Source organism: Cellulomonas sp. RIT-PI-Y, from assembly GCF_025642745.1.
In the GTDB taxonomy this organism is placed as follows: domain Bacteria; phylum Actinomycetota; class Actinomycetes; order Actinomycetales; family Cellulomonadaceae; genus Cellulomonas.
On the sequence record NZ_JANZKP010000077.1, the window covers coordinates 1 to 13,055 of the forward strand.

18 protein-coding genes are annotated in these 13,055 nt (G+C 72.7%); 8 read left to right on the plus strand and 10 right to left on the minus strand.

All coding sequences use genetic code 11. The features are described 5' to 3' along the window. The first annotated feature begins 132 nt into the window (after positions 1-132). On the plus strand, positions 133-1,044 hold the full coding sequence (nadC, locus tag OGL89_RS16140) for a carboxylating nicotinate-nucleotide diphosphorylase (RefSeq protein ID WP_263121193.1): 912 nt from the start codon (positions 133-135) through the stop codon (positions 1,042-1,044). Positions 1,045-1,095: 51 nt separating this feature from the next. On the opposite strand, the gene OGL89_RS16145 is transcribed toward nadC, so the two are convergent. Both OGL89_RS16145 and OGL89_RS16150 read right to left on the minus strand, forming a co-directional pair. After that, positions 1,096-1,362, minus strand: a complete 267-nt coding sequence (locus tag OGL89_RS16145; protein ID WP_263121194.1) for a GlsB/YeaQ/YmgE family stress response membrane protein — start codon at positions 1,360-1,362, stop codon at positions 1,096-1,098. Between the two features lie 137 nt (positions 1,363-1,499). Further along, positions 1,500-2,117 carry a hypothetical protein gene (locus OGL89_RS16150; RefSeq protein ID WP_263121195.1) on the minus strand — a complete coding sequence of 206 codons (618 nt, stop codon included), beginning with the start codon at positions 2,115-2,117 and terminating at the stop codon, positions 1,500-1,502. 200 nt (positions 2,118-2,317) lie between these two features. On the opposite strand from OGL89_RS16150, the gene OGL89_RS16155 reads away from it, so the two are divergent. Then, complete coding sequence (locus OGL89_RS16155) at positions 2,318-2,890, plus strand: GNAT family protein (protein WP_263121196.1); 573 nt, start codon at positions 2,318-2,320, stop codon at positions 2,888-2,890. Between the two features lie 18 nt (positions 2,891-2,908). Here OGL89_RS16155 and OGL89_RS16160 read toward each other — a convergent pair whose 3' ends face one another. The 6 genes from OGL89_RS16160 to OGL89_RS16185 form a co-directional block, all read right to left on the minus strand. Continuing rightward, on the minus strand, positions 2,909-3,661 hold the full coding sequence (locus tag OGL89_RS16160; RefSeq protein WP_263121197.1) for a DeoR/GlpR family DNA-binding transcription regulator: 753 nt from the start codon (positions 3,659-3,661) through the stop codon (positions 2,909-2,911). 81 nt (positions 3,662-3,742) lie between these two features. Continuing rightward, complete coding sequence (locus tag OGL89_RS16165; protein WP_263121198.1) at positions 3,743-4,180, minus strand: PTS sugar transporter subunit IIA; 438 nt, start codon at positions 4,178-4,180, stop codon at positions 3,743-3,745. Then, positions 4,177-5,772: a PTS mannitol transporter subunit IICB gene (locus tag OGL89_RS16170; RefSeq protein WP_263121199.1), complete on the minus strand. Its 1,596-nt coding sequence runs from the start codon at positions 5,770-5,772 to the stop codon at positions 4,177-4,179. Before OGL89_RS16170 ends, OGL89_RS16165 begins: the two co-directional genes overlap by 4 nt. Before the next feature lie 102 nt (positions 5,773-5,874). Continuing rightward, positions 5,875-6,915 (minus strand): zinc-dependent dehydrogenase, encoded by a 1,041-nt coding sequence (locus tag OGL89_RS16175; protein ID WP_263121200.1) that lies wholly within the window; start codon positions 6,913-6,915, stop codon positions 5,875-5,877. Between the two features lie 317 nt (positions 6,916-7,232). Next, on the minus strand, positions 7,233-7,712 hold the full coding sequence (locus OGL89_RS16180; RefSeq protein ID WP_263121201.1) for a hypothetical protein: 480 nt from the start codon (positions 7,710-7,712) through the stop codon (positions 7,233-7,235). Continuing rightward, positions 7,703-8,296, minus strand: a complete 594-nt coding sequence (locus OGL89_RS16185; protein WP_263121202.1) for a sigma-70 family RNA polymerase sigma factor — start codon at positions 8,294-8,296, stop codon at positions 7,703-7,705. The genes OGL89_RS16180 and OGL89_RS16185 overlap by 10 nt, the downstream gene beginning before the upstream one ends. Before the next feature lie 77 nt (positions 8,297-8,373). Here OGL89_RS16185 and OGL89_RS16190 point away from each other — a divergent pair, with 77 nt between their 5' ends. From OGL89_RS16190 to OGL89_RS16215, 6 genes are read left to right on the plus strand one after another with little or no spacing between them, the layout of a single operon-like run. Further along, entirely contained in the window at positions 8,374-8,862 is a 489-nt protein-coding gene (locus tag OGL89_RS16190) for an Asp23/Gls24 family envelope stress response protein (RefSeq protein ID WP_263121203.1), read from the plus strand. Further along, a complete protein-coding gene (locus tag OGL89_RS16195; RefSeq protein ID WP_263121204.1) occupies positions 8,859-9,191 on the plus strand; it encodes a hypothetical protein in 333 nt (110 codons plus the stop codon). The genes OGL89_RS16190 and OGL89_RS16195 overlap by 4 nt, the downstream gene beginning before the upstream one ends. Beyond that, on the plus strand, positions 9,191-9,370 hold the full coding sequence (locus OGL89_RS16200; RefSeq protein ID WP_263121205.1) for a DUF2273 domain-containing protein: 180 nt from the start codon (positions 9,191-9,193) through the stop codon (positions 9,368-9,370). Before OGL89_RS16195 ends, OGL89_RS16200 begins: the two co-directional genes overlap by 1 nt. Next, positions 9,363-9,701 (plus strand): Asp23/Gls24 family envelope stress response protein, encoded by a 339-nt coding sequence (locus tag OGL89_RS16205; protein WP_263121206.1) that lies wholly within the window; start codon positions 9,363-9,365, stop codon positions 9,699-9,701. The genes OGL89_RS16200 and OGL89_RS16205 overlap by 8 nt, the downstream gene beginning before the upstream one ends. Beyond that, positions 9,698-10,240 carry a DUF6286 domain-containing protein gene (locus OGL89_RS16210; protein WP_263121207.1) on the plus strand — a complete coding sequence of 181 codons (543 nt, stop codon included), beginning with the start codon at positions 9,698-9,700 and terminating at the stop codon, positions 10,238-10,240. Before OGL89_RS16205 ends, OGL89_RS16210 begins: the two co-directional genes overlap by 4 nt. Next, positions 10,237-10,821, plus strand: a complete 585-nt coding sequence (locus OGL89_RS16215) for a hypothetical protein (protein ID WP_263121208.1) — start codon at positions 10,237-10,239, stop codon at positions 10,819-10,821. Before OGL89_RS16210 ends, OGL89_RS16215 begins: the two co-directional genes overlap by 4 nt. A gap of 293 nt (positions 10,822-11,114) precedes the next feature. Here OGL89_RS16215 and OGL89_RS16220 read toward each other — a convergent pair whose 3' ends face one another. Both OGL89_RS16220 and OGL89_RS16225 read right to left on the minus strand, forming a co-directional pair. Then, the gene (locus tag OGL89_RS16220; protein ID WP_263121209.1) at positions 11,115-11,816 is read right to left on the minus strand and encodes a response regulator transcription factor; all 702 of its coding nucleotides are present in this window, start codon (positions 11,814-11,816) and stop codon (positions 11,115-11,117) included. After that, positions 11,804-13,055: histidine kinase (locus OGL89_RS16225; protein WP_263121210.1), on the minus strand; the 1,252-nt coding region annotated here is incomplete at its 5' end. The genes OGL89_RS16220 and OGL89_RS16225, both read right to left, overlap by 13 nt.

The following is a 13,055-nucleotide window of genomic DNA, read 5'->3' on the forward strand; positions in this document are numbered from 1 at the left end:
AAGTCGTCGCCCAAAGCGCCCGTTCAGCGACAAGTTCTTCGCACTCGATGTGGCGGTGCCGAGGCGGTCGCGTGCGTGGTCGGTCGGTCCGCGGTGGGCGGGTCGGGAGTTCTGGCGGCCTAGGCTGCGGGGGTGACCTCCGCTGACCTGTCCGAGCCCGGCCGTCTGGACCCCGAATGGTTGCGGCGCACCGTGCGCACTGCGCTGGACGAGGACCTGGGCGCCGAGCCGGGCCGGGACCTGACCACCCAGTCGACGGTGCCCGAGGGGTTGCGCGGCGTCGCGCACCTGGTCGCCCGGGAGCCGGGTGTCGTCGCCGGACTGCCGGTGGTGGCCGAGGTGACCGCGCAGGTGGCGCAACGGCTGGGTCTGGACGCTCCGACGGTCGACCAGTGGGTGCCGGACGGCACGCGGGTCAGTCGGGGCGACGTCCTGGCCGTGCTGAACGGGCCGGTCCAGGTGCTGCTGGTCGCCGAGCGGACCGCCCTCAACCTCGCCTCACGGGCCTCCGGGGTCGCGACGCACACCCGGCGGTGGGCGGACGTGCTGGCGCGGACCGGTGCGCAGGTGCTGGACACCCGGAAGACCACGCCGGGGCTGCGTGAGCTGGAGAAGTACGCGGTGAGGTGCGGGGGCGGCACCAACAAGCGGATGGGCCTGTACGACGTCGCGATGATCAAGGACAACCACGTGGTCGCCGCCGGGGGGATCACCGCCGCGATCGACGCGGTGCGTGCCCGGTTCGGGGACGTGCCGCTGCAGGTCGAGGCCGACACCCCGGCGCAGGCGCTGGAGGCTGTGGCCGCCGGTGCGCGGTTCCTGCTGCTCGACAATATGCCGCCGGAGGTCCTGACCGAGGTGGTCGCCGCCGTGCGCGCCGGGGAGTCCGGCACCGGCCGGGTCGAGCTGGAGGCCACCGGGAACCTCACCCTGGAACGGGCGGCCGCGGTCGCGGCGTCCGGGGTCGACTACCTCTCGGTGGGGGCGTTGACCCACTCCTCGCCGATCCTGGATCTCGCCCTGGACCTGGTCGAGGGGCTCTGACACACGACACGGCCCCGGGATATCCCACCCCGGGGCCGTGTCCGTCCGCGATCAGCCGCGGGCGCCCTTGCGTCCGGTGACCGCGCCGTAGATCGCCAGCACGAGCACCGAACCGGCGATCGCCAGCAACCAGGTCTTCAGGGACCAGAAGCCGCTGAGCTGCACATTGAAGATGATGCTGCCGAGCCAGCCGCCGACCAGCGCGCCGATCACGCCGAGCAGCAGCGTGGCGAACCAACCGCCGTTGTCGCGCTTGAGGATCGCCTTGGCGATCGCACCCGCGATGAGCCCGAGAATGATCCAGCCGAACAGTCCCATGTCTTCCTCCCGTTTTCGACGGAGATGACGGTGACATGGGTTGAACGGTTCCGCATCCGGAGGGTGCAGCTCAGGTGCATGCCACGCCGGTGCGTGGGGTCGGGCCGTCACGAGCGGCCCTGGTCGGCGGGACTCGCTCAGCTCACCGGCGACGGCTCGGCGGCGCGTTCCGGGGCAGGTTCCGCGCGGAAGATGATCTTCAGGATCGGGAAGAACACCACGAACGAGATCAGCGCATTGATGATCATCGTGACCACATCGGCGCCGGCCTCGCCCGTCGCGCCCCAGCGCCCGATCATCCACTGGTAGATCGGGTCCTTGTAGAAGCCCTGCAACCAGGCGGCGAGGAAGGTGATGATCACGTAGGCCACCGCGTACCAGGCCGCCGCACGCCACGGATCGGACGTCGACTTGAACGTGACGGTGCGCTGCAGGAAGAAGTTGATCACCTGCGCGATCAGCAGGGTGAGCTGCACGGCGAGGAAGTACGCCAGGCCGCCGCCGCCCTCGGGCAACGCTCCGGCCGGATAGTCGAAGATGAAGAAGGTGCTGCCGTCGGCGTTCGTCGCGGTGCCGAGCACCTGGAACGTGGTCTCGACCAGCGAGGTCATGCCGAAGACCCATTTGAGGACCGGCATCAGCACGAGCTGCAGCACGGTCATGCCCATGCTGATCAGGCTGAAGACCACGAACTCGGCGGTGGCGGGCCGGGAGGCGGCGAACCCGCTCCACACGCGGCGGATGCTGCTGACCATGCGACGTCCTCTTCCTGGCGGGCGCCCGGGTCGTTCCGGTGCCGGTGCCAGGAAAGCCGATGGTGGATGCCGTCAAGGGGCGGAGCGGGCAACCTGTCGCCTGACGGGCACAGGCTGTCGCTCCGGCGCGGTCACCGACGAGCCCGCCACCGGCCGTCGCGGGTCGTGGGCGGTCACCGGTCGGGGGCTACCCTGCCCCGGTGACCGACTCGACGCCTCCTGCCGCCTGGCCGCTCACCACGGAGCGCCTCGTGATCCGCCCGGCGGTGGCGGCGGACGCGTCCGTGGTCTGGCGCTACCGGCGTCTGCCCGAGGTGGCGCGGTGGATGACCGCGCTGCCCGGGGACGAGGCGGAGTTCGCCGGCCGGTTCGCCGAGCCGGACCGACTCGGGCCGACCCTGGTGGTCGAGCGGGACGGCACGGTGGTCGGGGACCTCATGGTGCGGATCGAGGACGGCTGGGGGCAGACCGAGGTCGCCGACCGGGCGAAGCGCTCGCAGGCGGAGCTCGGGTGGGCCTTCGACCCGGCTGCCCAGGGCCGGGGGCTGGCGACCGAGGCGGTGCGCCGGCTGGTGTCCGCGTGCTTCACGGACTTCGGCCTGCGCCGGGTCACCGCGCTGTGCTTCGCGGACAACGCGCCGTCCTGGCGGCTGATGGAGCGGGTCGGCCTGCGCCGCGAGGGACAGTACCGAGCGGACTCCCTGCACCGGGACGGCCGGTGGCTGGACTCCTACGCCTACGGACTGCTGCGGGAGGAGTGGGCGGGGTCCTGACCGGGGCCGGGCGACCGCTCACGCGCGGACGACCCGGACACCGGCGGACTCGAGGCCGAGGGTGGCCGGCGGCGGTGCGTCGGTGACCAGGGCGTCGACCGCGGACAGCGGGGCGACCCACGCGAAGGCGTCCCGGCCGAGGGCGCCGTGGCCGGCCAGCACGACGGTGCGGCGCGCGGCGCGGAGCAGGGCTGCCTGGACGGCGGCCTCCGCCAGGTCCGCGGTGGTGAGCCCGTGCGCGACGCTGACGCCGGTCGCCGTCAGGAACGTCACGTCGACCCGGATCTCGTCCAGCTCCCGGAGCGCCCAGCTGCCGACGGTCGCCCGGGTGCGGCCGCGCATCGTGCCGCCGATCAGGTGCAGGGTGAGGTCGGAACGGGTGGCCAGGGTCATGGCGACCGGCAGTGCCGGGGTGACGACGGTCAGCTCGCGGCCCACGGGCAGCAACTCGGCCAGGCGGCCGGCCGCTGCTCCGGAGTCCACCGCCACCGACCCTCCGTCGGGGAGCTCGGCCAGTGCGGCGCGGGCGATGTGCTCGGTCTCCGTGGAGAGGGATCCGGCGCGCCGCGCTCCGTGGTCCTCGGGATCCGGCTCGCAGAGCACCGCCCCACCGTGCACCCGGCGCACCAGGCCGCGGCGCTCCAGCGCGGTCAGATCGCGACGCACGGTCTCGGTCGTGACCGCCAGAGCGCCGGCCAGCCCGGTGACGTCCGCCCGCCCGTCCCGCCGGACGCTGGTGAGGATCTGCTGCTGCCGCTCGGCTGCGAACACGCTGACTCCCTGGGGCGAGGCCGGTGGTGCGGGTCCGTCCCGCGGGCCTCGTCGTGCACGAGACCCGCAGGACGGCACCCCTCAGTCGAGGTCGATCTCCTCGAACACCGCCAGCAGGTCCGCCGTGCTCCCGGCGTCCAGGACCCGCTGCACCCGGTCCATGTCGCTGAACACCAGCGCGATCCGGGACAGCATGGCCAGGTGGTCGTCCCCGGCGGCGGCGATCCCGACCACCACGCGGACCTCGTTGCCGTCCCAGTCCAACGGCTCCGGGTAGCGCACCAGGCACAGGCCCGACCGGAGGACGGTGTTCTTGGCCTCGTTCGTCCCGTGCGGGATGGCGAGCAGATTCCCCATGAACGTGGAGATCTGCTGCTCCCGGTCGAACATCGCCTCGACGTAGGCGGGCTCGACCGCCCCCGCGGAGACCAGCAGCCCGCCGGCCTCCCGGATCGCCTCCGCCTTGGTCGTCGCCCGGCCGGCCGGGACGACCCGCTCGGCGTCCAGCAGATCGATCATGACGGACCTCCCTCGGCGGCGACGTTGCTGGAGGTGGCCTCCCGGACGACGTCGTCGTAGACCGGACTGGACAGGAAGTTGTCCACCGACAGGTGCCGGGCGCTGGGGGCCTGGCGTCGCGCACGGTCGGTGAGCTCCCGCTGGGTGATCACCAGATCGACGTCGTCCTCCAGGGTGGCCACGGCACGGTTCACCACGGTGACGTCGCCGCGCCCGGCCTTCTTCAGCTTGTCCCGCAGGATGCTGGCGCCCATCGCGGACGACCCCATCCCGGCGTCGCAGGCGAAGACGACGGACCGCAGCGGCGCGGTGGCCGTGGAGTCCTGCCCGCCGGACCCGACCGACGCGGACATCGCACCGAGCGCCGAGGACGACTTCCCCTTGTTGGCCTCGGTCTGGGCGATCGCGGCCCCCAGATCGCCACCGCCCGTCTCCAGGTCGCGCCGACGGGACGCCCGCAGGATCACGGCGGCGATCAGGAAGGTCACCACGAAGGACAGCACCACCGACAGGATCACCCCGACGAACGAGTCCCGTGGCGTGGCGGCCAGCACCGCGATGATCGACCCCGGGGCCGCCGGTCCGCGCAACCCGCTGCCGAAGACGACGTTGGTGGCGATCCCGGTCGCACCCCCGGCGATGGCGGCCAGGATCAGGGTCGGCTTCATCAGCACGAACGGAAAGTACACCTCGTGGATGCCGCCGATGAACTGCACGATGGCGGCGCCCGGTGCCGAGGAGCGGGCCGCCCCGATCCCGAACACGGTGTACGCGATCAGGATGCCGAGCCCCGGTCCGGGGTTCGACTCGACCAGGAACAGCAGCGACTTGCCGGTGTCGACGACCTCCTGGGCGCCGAGGGGCACCAGCACGCCGTTCCCGATCGCGTTGTTGAGGAACAGCACCTTGGCCGGCTCGACGACCAGCGCCATCAGGGGCATCAGGTGGTTGTCGGCCATCCAGCTCACCACGCTGCCGAGCCAGTCGGAGACCTGCGTGACGATCGGCGCGAAGCCGAAGAACGCCCCGACCGCCATCGCGGCCCCGGCGATCCCGGCCGAGAACATGTCGACCAGCATCTCGAAGCCCGGCCGGATCCGACCCGCCCAGAGGCTGTCGATCTTCTTCATCACCCAGGCGGATGCCGGGCCGACGATCATGGCGCCGAGGAACATCGGCACCGTGCTGCCGGTGATCATGCCCACCGCGACGATGGACGCGACGACACCGCCGCGCTCCCTGTAGACGATCCGTCCGCCCGCGTTGGCGATCAGGATCGGCAGCAGATAGGTGACCATCGGCCCGACCAGGCCGACGTACTGCCGGAAGGTCGTGCCGTCGTCGGCCTGGGCGAGTGCGGTCGCCGCGCCCTGCCAGCTCATCTGGTCGGCGTTGCCGAATCCGCCGAGGATGCCGTTCGGCAGCCAGCCGGCTGCGATGAACAGGGAGGTGATCAGACCCCAGGCCAGGAAGGCCGGGAGGTTGGGCATGATCATGGCGCTCAGGAAGGCTCCGAACCGCTGGACGCGGACCTGGGCCTGCTTGCCCCGGGACGTGGTCGCCGGGGTGGTGGTGGCGGCTGAGGTGGACATGGTGGTCACACCACCCGACCGGGGACGTGCCGGACGCCGGGCGCCGGCAGGGAGACGATCCTCATTGACCTGCTCCTTCGTGGATCGGTGACGGTCGACCCGTCACGGTTCGATGGTGACCTTGATTCCCGTCCCGGATCGGACGATGTCGATGCCCTCGGCGACCTGGTCCAGGGGCAGCAGATGCGTGATCAGGTCCGAGACCGGGACGCTGCCGTCGGCGATGTGCGCGAGCGCCTGGCGGTTGTGCGCGGGGCTGGACCCGTTGGCGCCGAACACCGCCAGCTCGCGGTAGTGCACCAGGTTCGAGTCGAAGGTGATGGTCGGGCGGTCCTTGGGCAGCCCGCCGAACAGGCTCAGCCGGCCCTGCGGGGCGAGCATCTGGAGCGCCTGCTCCTGGGCCGCTCCCGAGGCCGCGGCGGTGATGACGACGCTCGGGCCGCGTCCGTCGGTCGCCTCTTTCACGGCAGCGACCGGGTCGACCTCGCCGGCGCAGATCGCGACGTCCGGTCGGACCACGCCGGCGGCCAGGTCGAGGCGCTCGCGGCTGAGCTCCACCAGGATGACCTTCGCCGCGCCCCGGGCCCGCGCCAGCCGCACGTGCAGGCAGCCGATCGGACCCGACCCGACCACGACGACGACGTCCCCGTCGTGCACGTCGATGATCTCCTGGGCGTTGATCGCGCAGGCGAAGGGTTCGGCGACCGACGCCTCGGCGAAGGACACCTGGTCGGGGATCCGGTTGAGACCGTCGACCGCGAGCACCTCCGGCGGGACGATCATGAACGGCGCGAACCCGCCGTCGAAGTCGTAGCCCATCGACACCTGGTTCGGGCAGATGGTCATCGCGCCGGCCCGGCAGAACTCGCAGGTGCCGCAGGGGATCGCGGCGATGACCTGCACCCGGTCGCCCGGGGCCCAGCCGTCGACCCCGTCGCCGACCTCGACGACCTCCCCGGCGATCTCGTGGCCCATCACGCGCGGCGGCACGATGCGCTGATGGCCCGACGTGGAGATCTTCACGTCGGTGCCGCACATCGAACAGGCGCGCACCCGGATCTTGACCTCGCCCGCCCGGGGGCTCGGTTCCGGTGCCTCCTCCAGGCGCACGTCGCCAGGGGCGTAGAAGCGGAAGACCTTCATCTCTCTCCTTGAGTTGTCGGTGCCCAGCGCGGCACCGTGCAGCGGCTCCCCACGGGATCCCGCGGGGACCGGCGTCCGTCCCGATCGATCGCCTTCGCACCTCGGTGTGCGGCGATGCGGCTGATGGAGCGTGGAACCGGACGTCCTCGTCTCGACCCTCGATCACTCAGGGGCCGGTCGTTGCGGTCGGCTCCCGGCCGTTACTGTCCTCCGACCCTCGCGCCAAGTCAACAGAATCGGACACAATCAAGTCGATTCGGGTGCCCGAACGGGCACAGAGGCAGACCGCGGCCCAGGGACGAGCCGGTCGGGCGGGGTCAGTCCCGGGCGCGGTGCACGTCGGTGAACACGACATGCACCCGGATCGCGTCCTCGGTCGGCGTCACCTCGCCCAGCGCTCCTCGTACCGCCTCCCGGGCTGTGCTGCGCAGCCGCTCCGCCGCCGGGATCAGCGGAGTGCCGAACCGGGCGGAGACCTCCGCGGTCACGGCGGTCAGCAGGTCGTGCTCGTCGACATCGAAGGCGACGCTCAGCAGGGTGCCGCCGTCCTCCTCGGCGAGGGCCTGACGCAGCACGCCGCGCAGCACGGTCGTGCTGACGTGGAACTCCCCGTGCGGATGCCGCGCCAGCACCGGCCTGCCCGGCCGCACCGCGGTGGCCAAGGCGGTGAGCAGTGAACCGCGGGCCCGGGCCCAGCCGTGGTCGGTGTATTGGCGCAGGTCACGGGCGGCTGCGTCCAGCAGGCGGTCGAGCCCGGGGTCAGGGAGGTCCTCCCGGCGGGGGTTGTTCATCGCCATGGTGCCAGCCTCCTCTCCAATTGTCGTCGCGCCCGCTCGACCCTGCCGCGCACCGTCGACACGGTGGTCGCCTGGACCTCGGCCACCTCACGGTAGGTCAACGCCTCCACGGTGACGAGCAGCCAGGCCTCCCGCTGGGCGGGTGGCAGCCCGGTCAGCGCGAGATCCAGCGCTGCGCGCAGATCTGCGGCGAGAGCCTCCGTGGCGGGGTCGTCGGGGCCGGGGATCTGTGCGGCGGACTCCGGATCGACCGGAGCGGGCGGTTGTCGTCGCAGCCGCCGCCGCACCAGGTTGGCCTCGATCCCGAACAGCCAGGTACGAACGCGGGACTCCTCACGGAACGAGTCCAGTCCGGTCCAGGCGGACAGCAGCGTCTCCTGCACGCAGTCCTGGGCCTCGTACTCGTCCCCGAGCATGCGGAGCGCATACCGGTACAGGCCGGGGCCCACCGCGTCCGCGAGTCGGGTGAAGGCCGTGCGGTCCCCCAATGCGGCCAGCCGGGCGAGGCCCAGTTCGGCCGCCCCGTCCGGAGTGTGACCTAGATCACCCTCCGAGATTCGTGACGATCGTGGCTCCCGTGGCACTCACTCAGTGTCAGGGCACGCCGAGAGATCGGCACGCCGGAGCCGTCGCGGCAGGCCGCGCAGGCGAGGAGCACGAGATGAGCGAGCAGACCAGCACCACCCCCTCCACCACCCCCAGTGGACGACCGGGCCGCGGTGACGTCACCACGACCTCGAACACGGGGTCGCTGCAGACCGATCACGGGACCACCAGCATCGCGGACGCGGTGGTCAGCAAGATCGCCGGCATCGCCGCGAGCGACGTGGCCGGCGTGCACGCCCTCGGCGGCGGAGCGGCCCGCGCCTTCGGCGCGATCCGGGAGCGGATCCCCGGTGGCACCACGAACCACTCCCAGGGGATCAGCGTCGAGGTCGGGGAGACCCAGGCCGCCATCGACGTCGAGCTCGTCGCCGAGTACGGCGTCGCGATCGCCGACCTCGCCCAGGGAGTCCGGCGCAACATCGTCACGTCCGTCGAGCGGATGACCGGTCTGGAGGTGATCGAGGTCAACATCGCCGTCAGTGACGTGCATCTGCCCGAGGACGACGCCGACCCGACCCCCGACGCCGAGCCGCGCGTCCAGTGACCATTCCCGCCGCGTGGATCCCGGACCCGGCCGAACTGGTCCGGGACGCGGTCTCCGCCGTCCCCGGGGTGGTGCGCCTGCACGGCGGTCTGCTCGGCGAGGTGGCGACCTACCTCCCCGGTCGCAAGGTCGCCGGGGTGCGGATCGGTCCCCGCATCGTCGACGTCCACGTGGTGGTCGTCGAGGGGGCCGACCTGCGTGCCGTGGCCGCCGCGGTGCACCGCGCTGCCACGGCGGTCGTCGGCCTTCCCGCCCACGTCTGGATCGACGACCTCGCGCCCGCACCCGATCCCGATCCTGTGACCGTCCCCCGTCTGGAGAACCTCTGATGTCTGTCACCACCGCCGGCATGTTCGCCGGACTGCTGCTCGCCCTGGCCGCCATCGCCGGCGGCTTCAGCGGGTTCCTGCTCGCCCTCGTGCTCGGCACGATCGGCTGGGTCGTCGCGGCCGCGGTCGACGGCCGGATCGACCTCGCCTTCCTGCTCGGTGGCCGGCGCCGTGGCTGAGCGCACCCCGCCCGAGGAACGCGGCGCGCTGGACGTCGCCGCACGCGTCGTGGACACCATCGCCTCGCGCGCGGCACTCGGCGTGCCCGGCGTGGTCCGCACCCCCGGTCGCCGTGGCCTGCCGCGGGTGCACAGCAGCCAGTCCGGCGGCCGCGCGGTGATCGGTGTCGAGGTCACCCTGGCCTGGCCGCGCCCCGCCGCCGAGACCAGCGCGGCCGTCCGGTCGCTGGTCGCGCAGGAAGTGCTACGGCTCGCCGGGGTGCGGGCTGACCGGGTCGACGTGGCCGTCGTCGGCTGGACGGGCGACGGCCGTGGGGGGCGGGACCGATGAGCGGGGCCGGCACCGAGGACGCGCGGTTCGTCCCGCCGCGCTCCGCCGGACCGTCCCGTGCGCTCGGGCTGCTGTTCTCGCTGATCCTCCTGGGCCTCGCCGTCGTGCTGGTGCACGACGCCCTGGTCGGCGCGGGAGCCCTGCGCACCGGGTGGATCGCGTCGACCGCGCACGCCGTCGGGACGGTGCACCCCACCGCCGCCGTCGCCGTGATCGGCGGTGTGGTCCTGCTGCTCGGCCTGGTGCTGGTCGTCGCCGCCCTCACCCCGACCCGCTCGGTCGGGCGGCCGCTGGCCGGTGACGGCGGCCTCTACCTCCGCGACGACGACATCGCGCGGCTGGCCTCCGAGACCGCGCGGTCCGTCCCGGGCGTGCTCGAGGCGGTCAGCACCGTCACCCGGCGCCGGGTGACGGTGGCGATCCGCACCACCGGAGCCGACGAGACCGCCGACCAGGTCGCCGAGCGGGTGACCGCCCGCCTCGGTGTCCTGGCCCAGCCGCCCGCCGTGGCGACCCGGACCCGAGGAGCGCGACGATGAGCCGGACGATCTCAGCGGTCAACCGCGTCGTGGCCCTCCTGCTCGGGCTGGCGCTGATCGCGGTCGGTGCCGGCGCCCTGGCCTGGGGTCTCGACGTCCTGCCCCGGATCTGGTCGCAGTCGCCGGAGAGCCTGAACGCGGACGGAGTCGAGTCGGCGACGGCCACGTCGTGGTGGCCCTGGGCCTGCGCGGCCGCCGGTGTCCTGCTGGCCGTGGTCGCGCTCGCCTGGCTGGTCGCGCTGCTGCGGCCGACACGGCACGGACCGGAGGTGCTTCCCGGGTCGGACGGATCCGGGACGCTGACCGCGGACCCGGTGCAGGCGGGCGAGCACGTGGCCCGGTTGATGTCCGAACATCCGGACGTGCTCGGGGCGCGGGCGCGCGGCCGGGAGCAGCGCGGTCGGCGGGTGCTGGACCTGACGACGACGATCGACGCCCGTGCGGACCTGATGGCGGTGCGGGAGCGGGCGGCAGAGCTCGTGGGTGAGCTCGGGGCGGTGACCGGGGAGGCGCCGGTCGACGTCCGGCACCGGCTGCGGGTCGCCTCGCGACAGCGGGCACGGCGGGCACGGGTCGACTGAGCCGGTCGATATGGCAGGCGCCTTGTACCGCGGCGAACAAGTCTGAGGGCTTGTTCGGGCGTCCCACCACGGCCGGGCGCTCGTCCATGCCCCGGCGTACGGCTGGATCCATCCCTACTGGGCGAGGAAGGGCGGCGATCGCGAGGAGCCCAGGCACTGGGAGTGCGACGGACCGCTCGACTCCACGACGCCCCCACCCCCGAGATCCCGAAGGACTGGTTGACATGGCTCCCGGACTTCTCCCGGACGCGGTCGGTGGCGTCGTCCCGCGACCCGCGGGTGCCGCAGCCGGTCTACGCCGACGTCTGCTGGTCGAGTCCGGCGGCGTGGACCAGGCGGGCGATCTGGACCCGGTTCGTCACGTCGAGTTTGGTGAACAGGTGCCCCACGTGGGTCTTCACGGTCGCCAGCCCCAGGTACAGCTGCGCGGCGATCTCCGCGTTGGACAGGCCACGGGCGACCGCCGTCGCCACGTCCCGTTCCCGCGGGGTCAGGGACGCGAGCCGTTGCAGCGCCTCCTCCCGGCGTGCGCCGTCCTGCGGTTGCGTGAGCGTGGCGATGAGGTGGGCGGTCGCGGTCGGCGACAGGATCGGCTCGCCCGCCGCGACCCGGCGGATGCCGTCCACCAGCAGATGAGGCGGGGTGTCCTTGAGCAGGAATCCGGCGGCGCCCTCGCGCAGGGCGCGCAGCACCAGGTCGTCGGCGTCGAAGGTGGTGAGCACGATGACCTTGGCGGTCGACCGGGCTTCCCGCAGGTCGCGCAGGGCCGTCAGGCCGTCGACGCGCGGCATCCGGACGTCCATCAGCACCACGTCCGGGCTCAGCCGCAGCACGGCCTCGACGGCCTGCGCTCCATCGGTGCACTCGGCGACCAGCTCGAGGTCGGTGTCGCCGCCGAGGATCAGCCGCAGGCTGGCGCGCACGAGGGCGTCGTCGTCGACGACCACGAGCCGGATCCGGGTGGCAGGCTCGTCAGCTGAGTTCAGATCGGCCACGGCAGCCACACTCTCACGGCGTACGTCCCGTCGGATGCGGACCCGTGCTCGAGCCTCCCGCCGACCAGCTCGGCACGTTCCTGTGCGCCGACCAGTCCCAACCCGGCGCCCGGCGGCGTCGAGGGGCGACCGGCCGATCCGTGGCCGGGGGTCCCGTCGTGGCTGGACGGCATCCTGCCGGAGGGATCCTCCTGCTGGTTGCGTGCCTCGACCAGCAGGTGCTCACCCGGTTCCCCCGCCATCCGGACCAGGACCGCCTGCCCCGGTGCGTGCTTGCGCGCGTTGGTCAAAGCCTCCTGCAGGATGCGGAAGGCGGTGCGGGAGACGGTCTCGGGAAGGGCCGTCAGAGCCAGCAGGTCACCCTGCGGCAGTCCACTCGGGTCCAGGTGCACCCGACCGCCGGCCTCGACGGCGTCGGCGAGCAGCGCAGGCACCTCGGCCAGCGTCGGCTGCGGGGCCTCGTGCTCGGTCGGGACGACGTCGCCGCCGGTGGCGCGCAGCACTCCCAGGACCTCGCGCAGCTCACCGAGGGCGCGATGTGCCCCGTCGCGGATCTGCTCGGCGGACTCGGTGATCTGTTCCCGGGTGAGGTCCTGCCGGTACGCGAGCCCGCCCGCCTGCATCGCGACCAGGGAGATGCGGTGCGCCAGTACGTCGTGCATCTCCCGGGCGATGCGGGTGCGTTCGGCCTGCCGGGCACGGTCGACGCGGAACCGCTGGGTACGCTCGGCCTCCTCGGCGCGCTGGCGCAGCGAGGCCAGCAGCTCGCGGCGGGCACCGATGTAGAACCCGGTCGCGATGACCAGTCCGCACACCATCGCGCCGAGCAGGGCCACCAGGAGCATGTACACCGGGCCGTCGAGGCCCGTGCTGGTGGAGAGCTGTCGGTACAGGGACTCGTAACCGACCGAGGTCACCAGCCACACCCCGGCCGCCGGCAGCGCCTCGCGCCACCGGCGCCTCGTGCTCAGGGACACCAGTGCCACGGTGGCGGGGCCGCCGGCCGAGACCGAGCCCAGGAGGAGGATGCCGCTGACCAGTGCCGTCACGACCGGCAGGCGGCGACGCAGCGGGAGGAGCGCCGTGGCGGCCGCCCCGAGGACCAGATCCAGGAGCAGGAGCGCGCCCACCTTCCCCGCGTCCTGGGGACGGGAGTGGGTGGTCAGATCCACCGCGGTGACCAGCCACATCGTCAGTCCGGTGCCGACCGCCACCAGGTAGCGCCAGGTGCGCGACCAG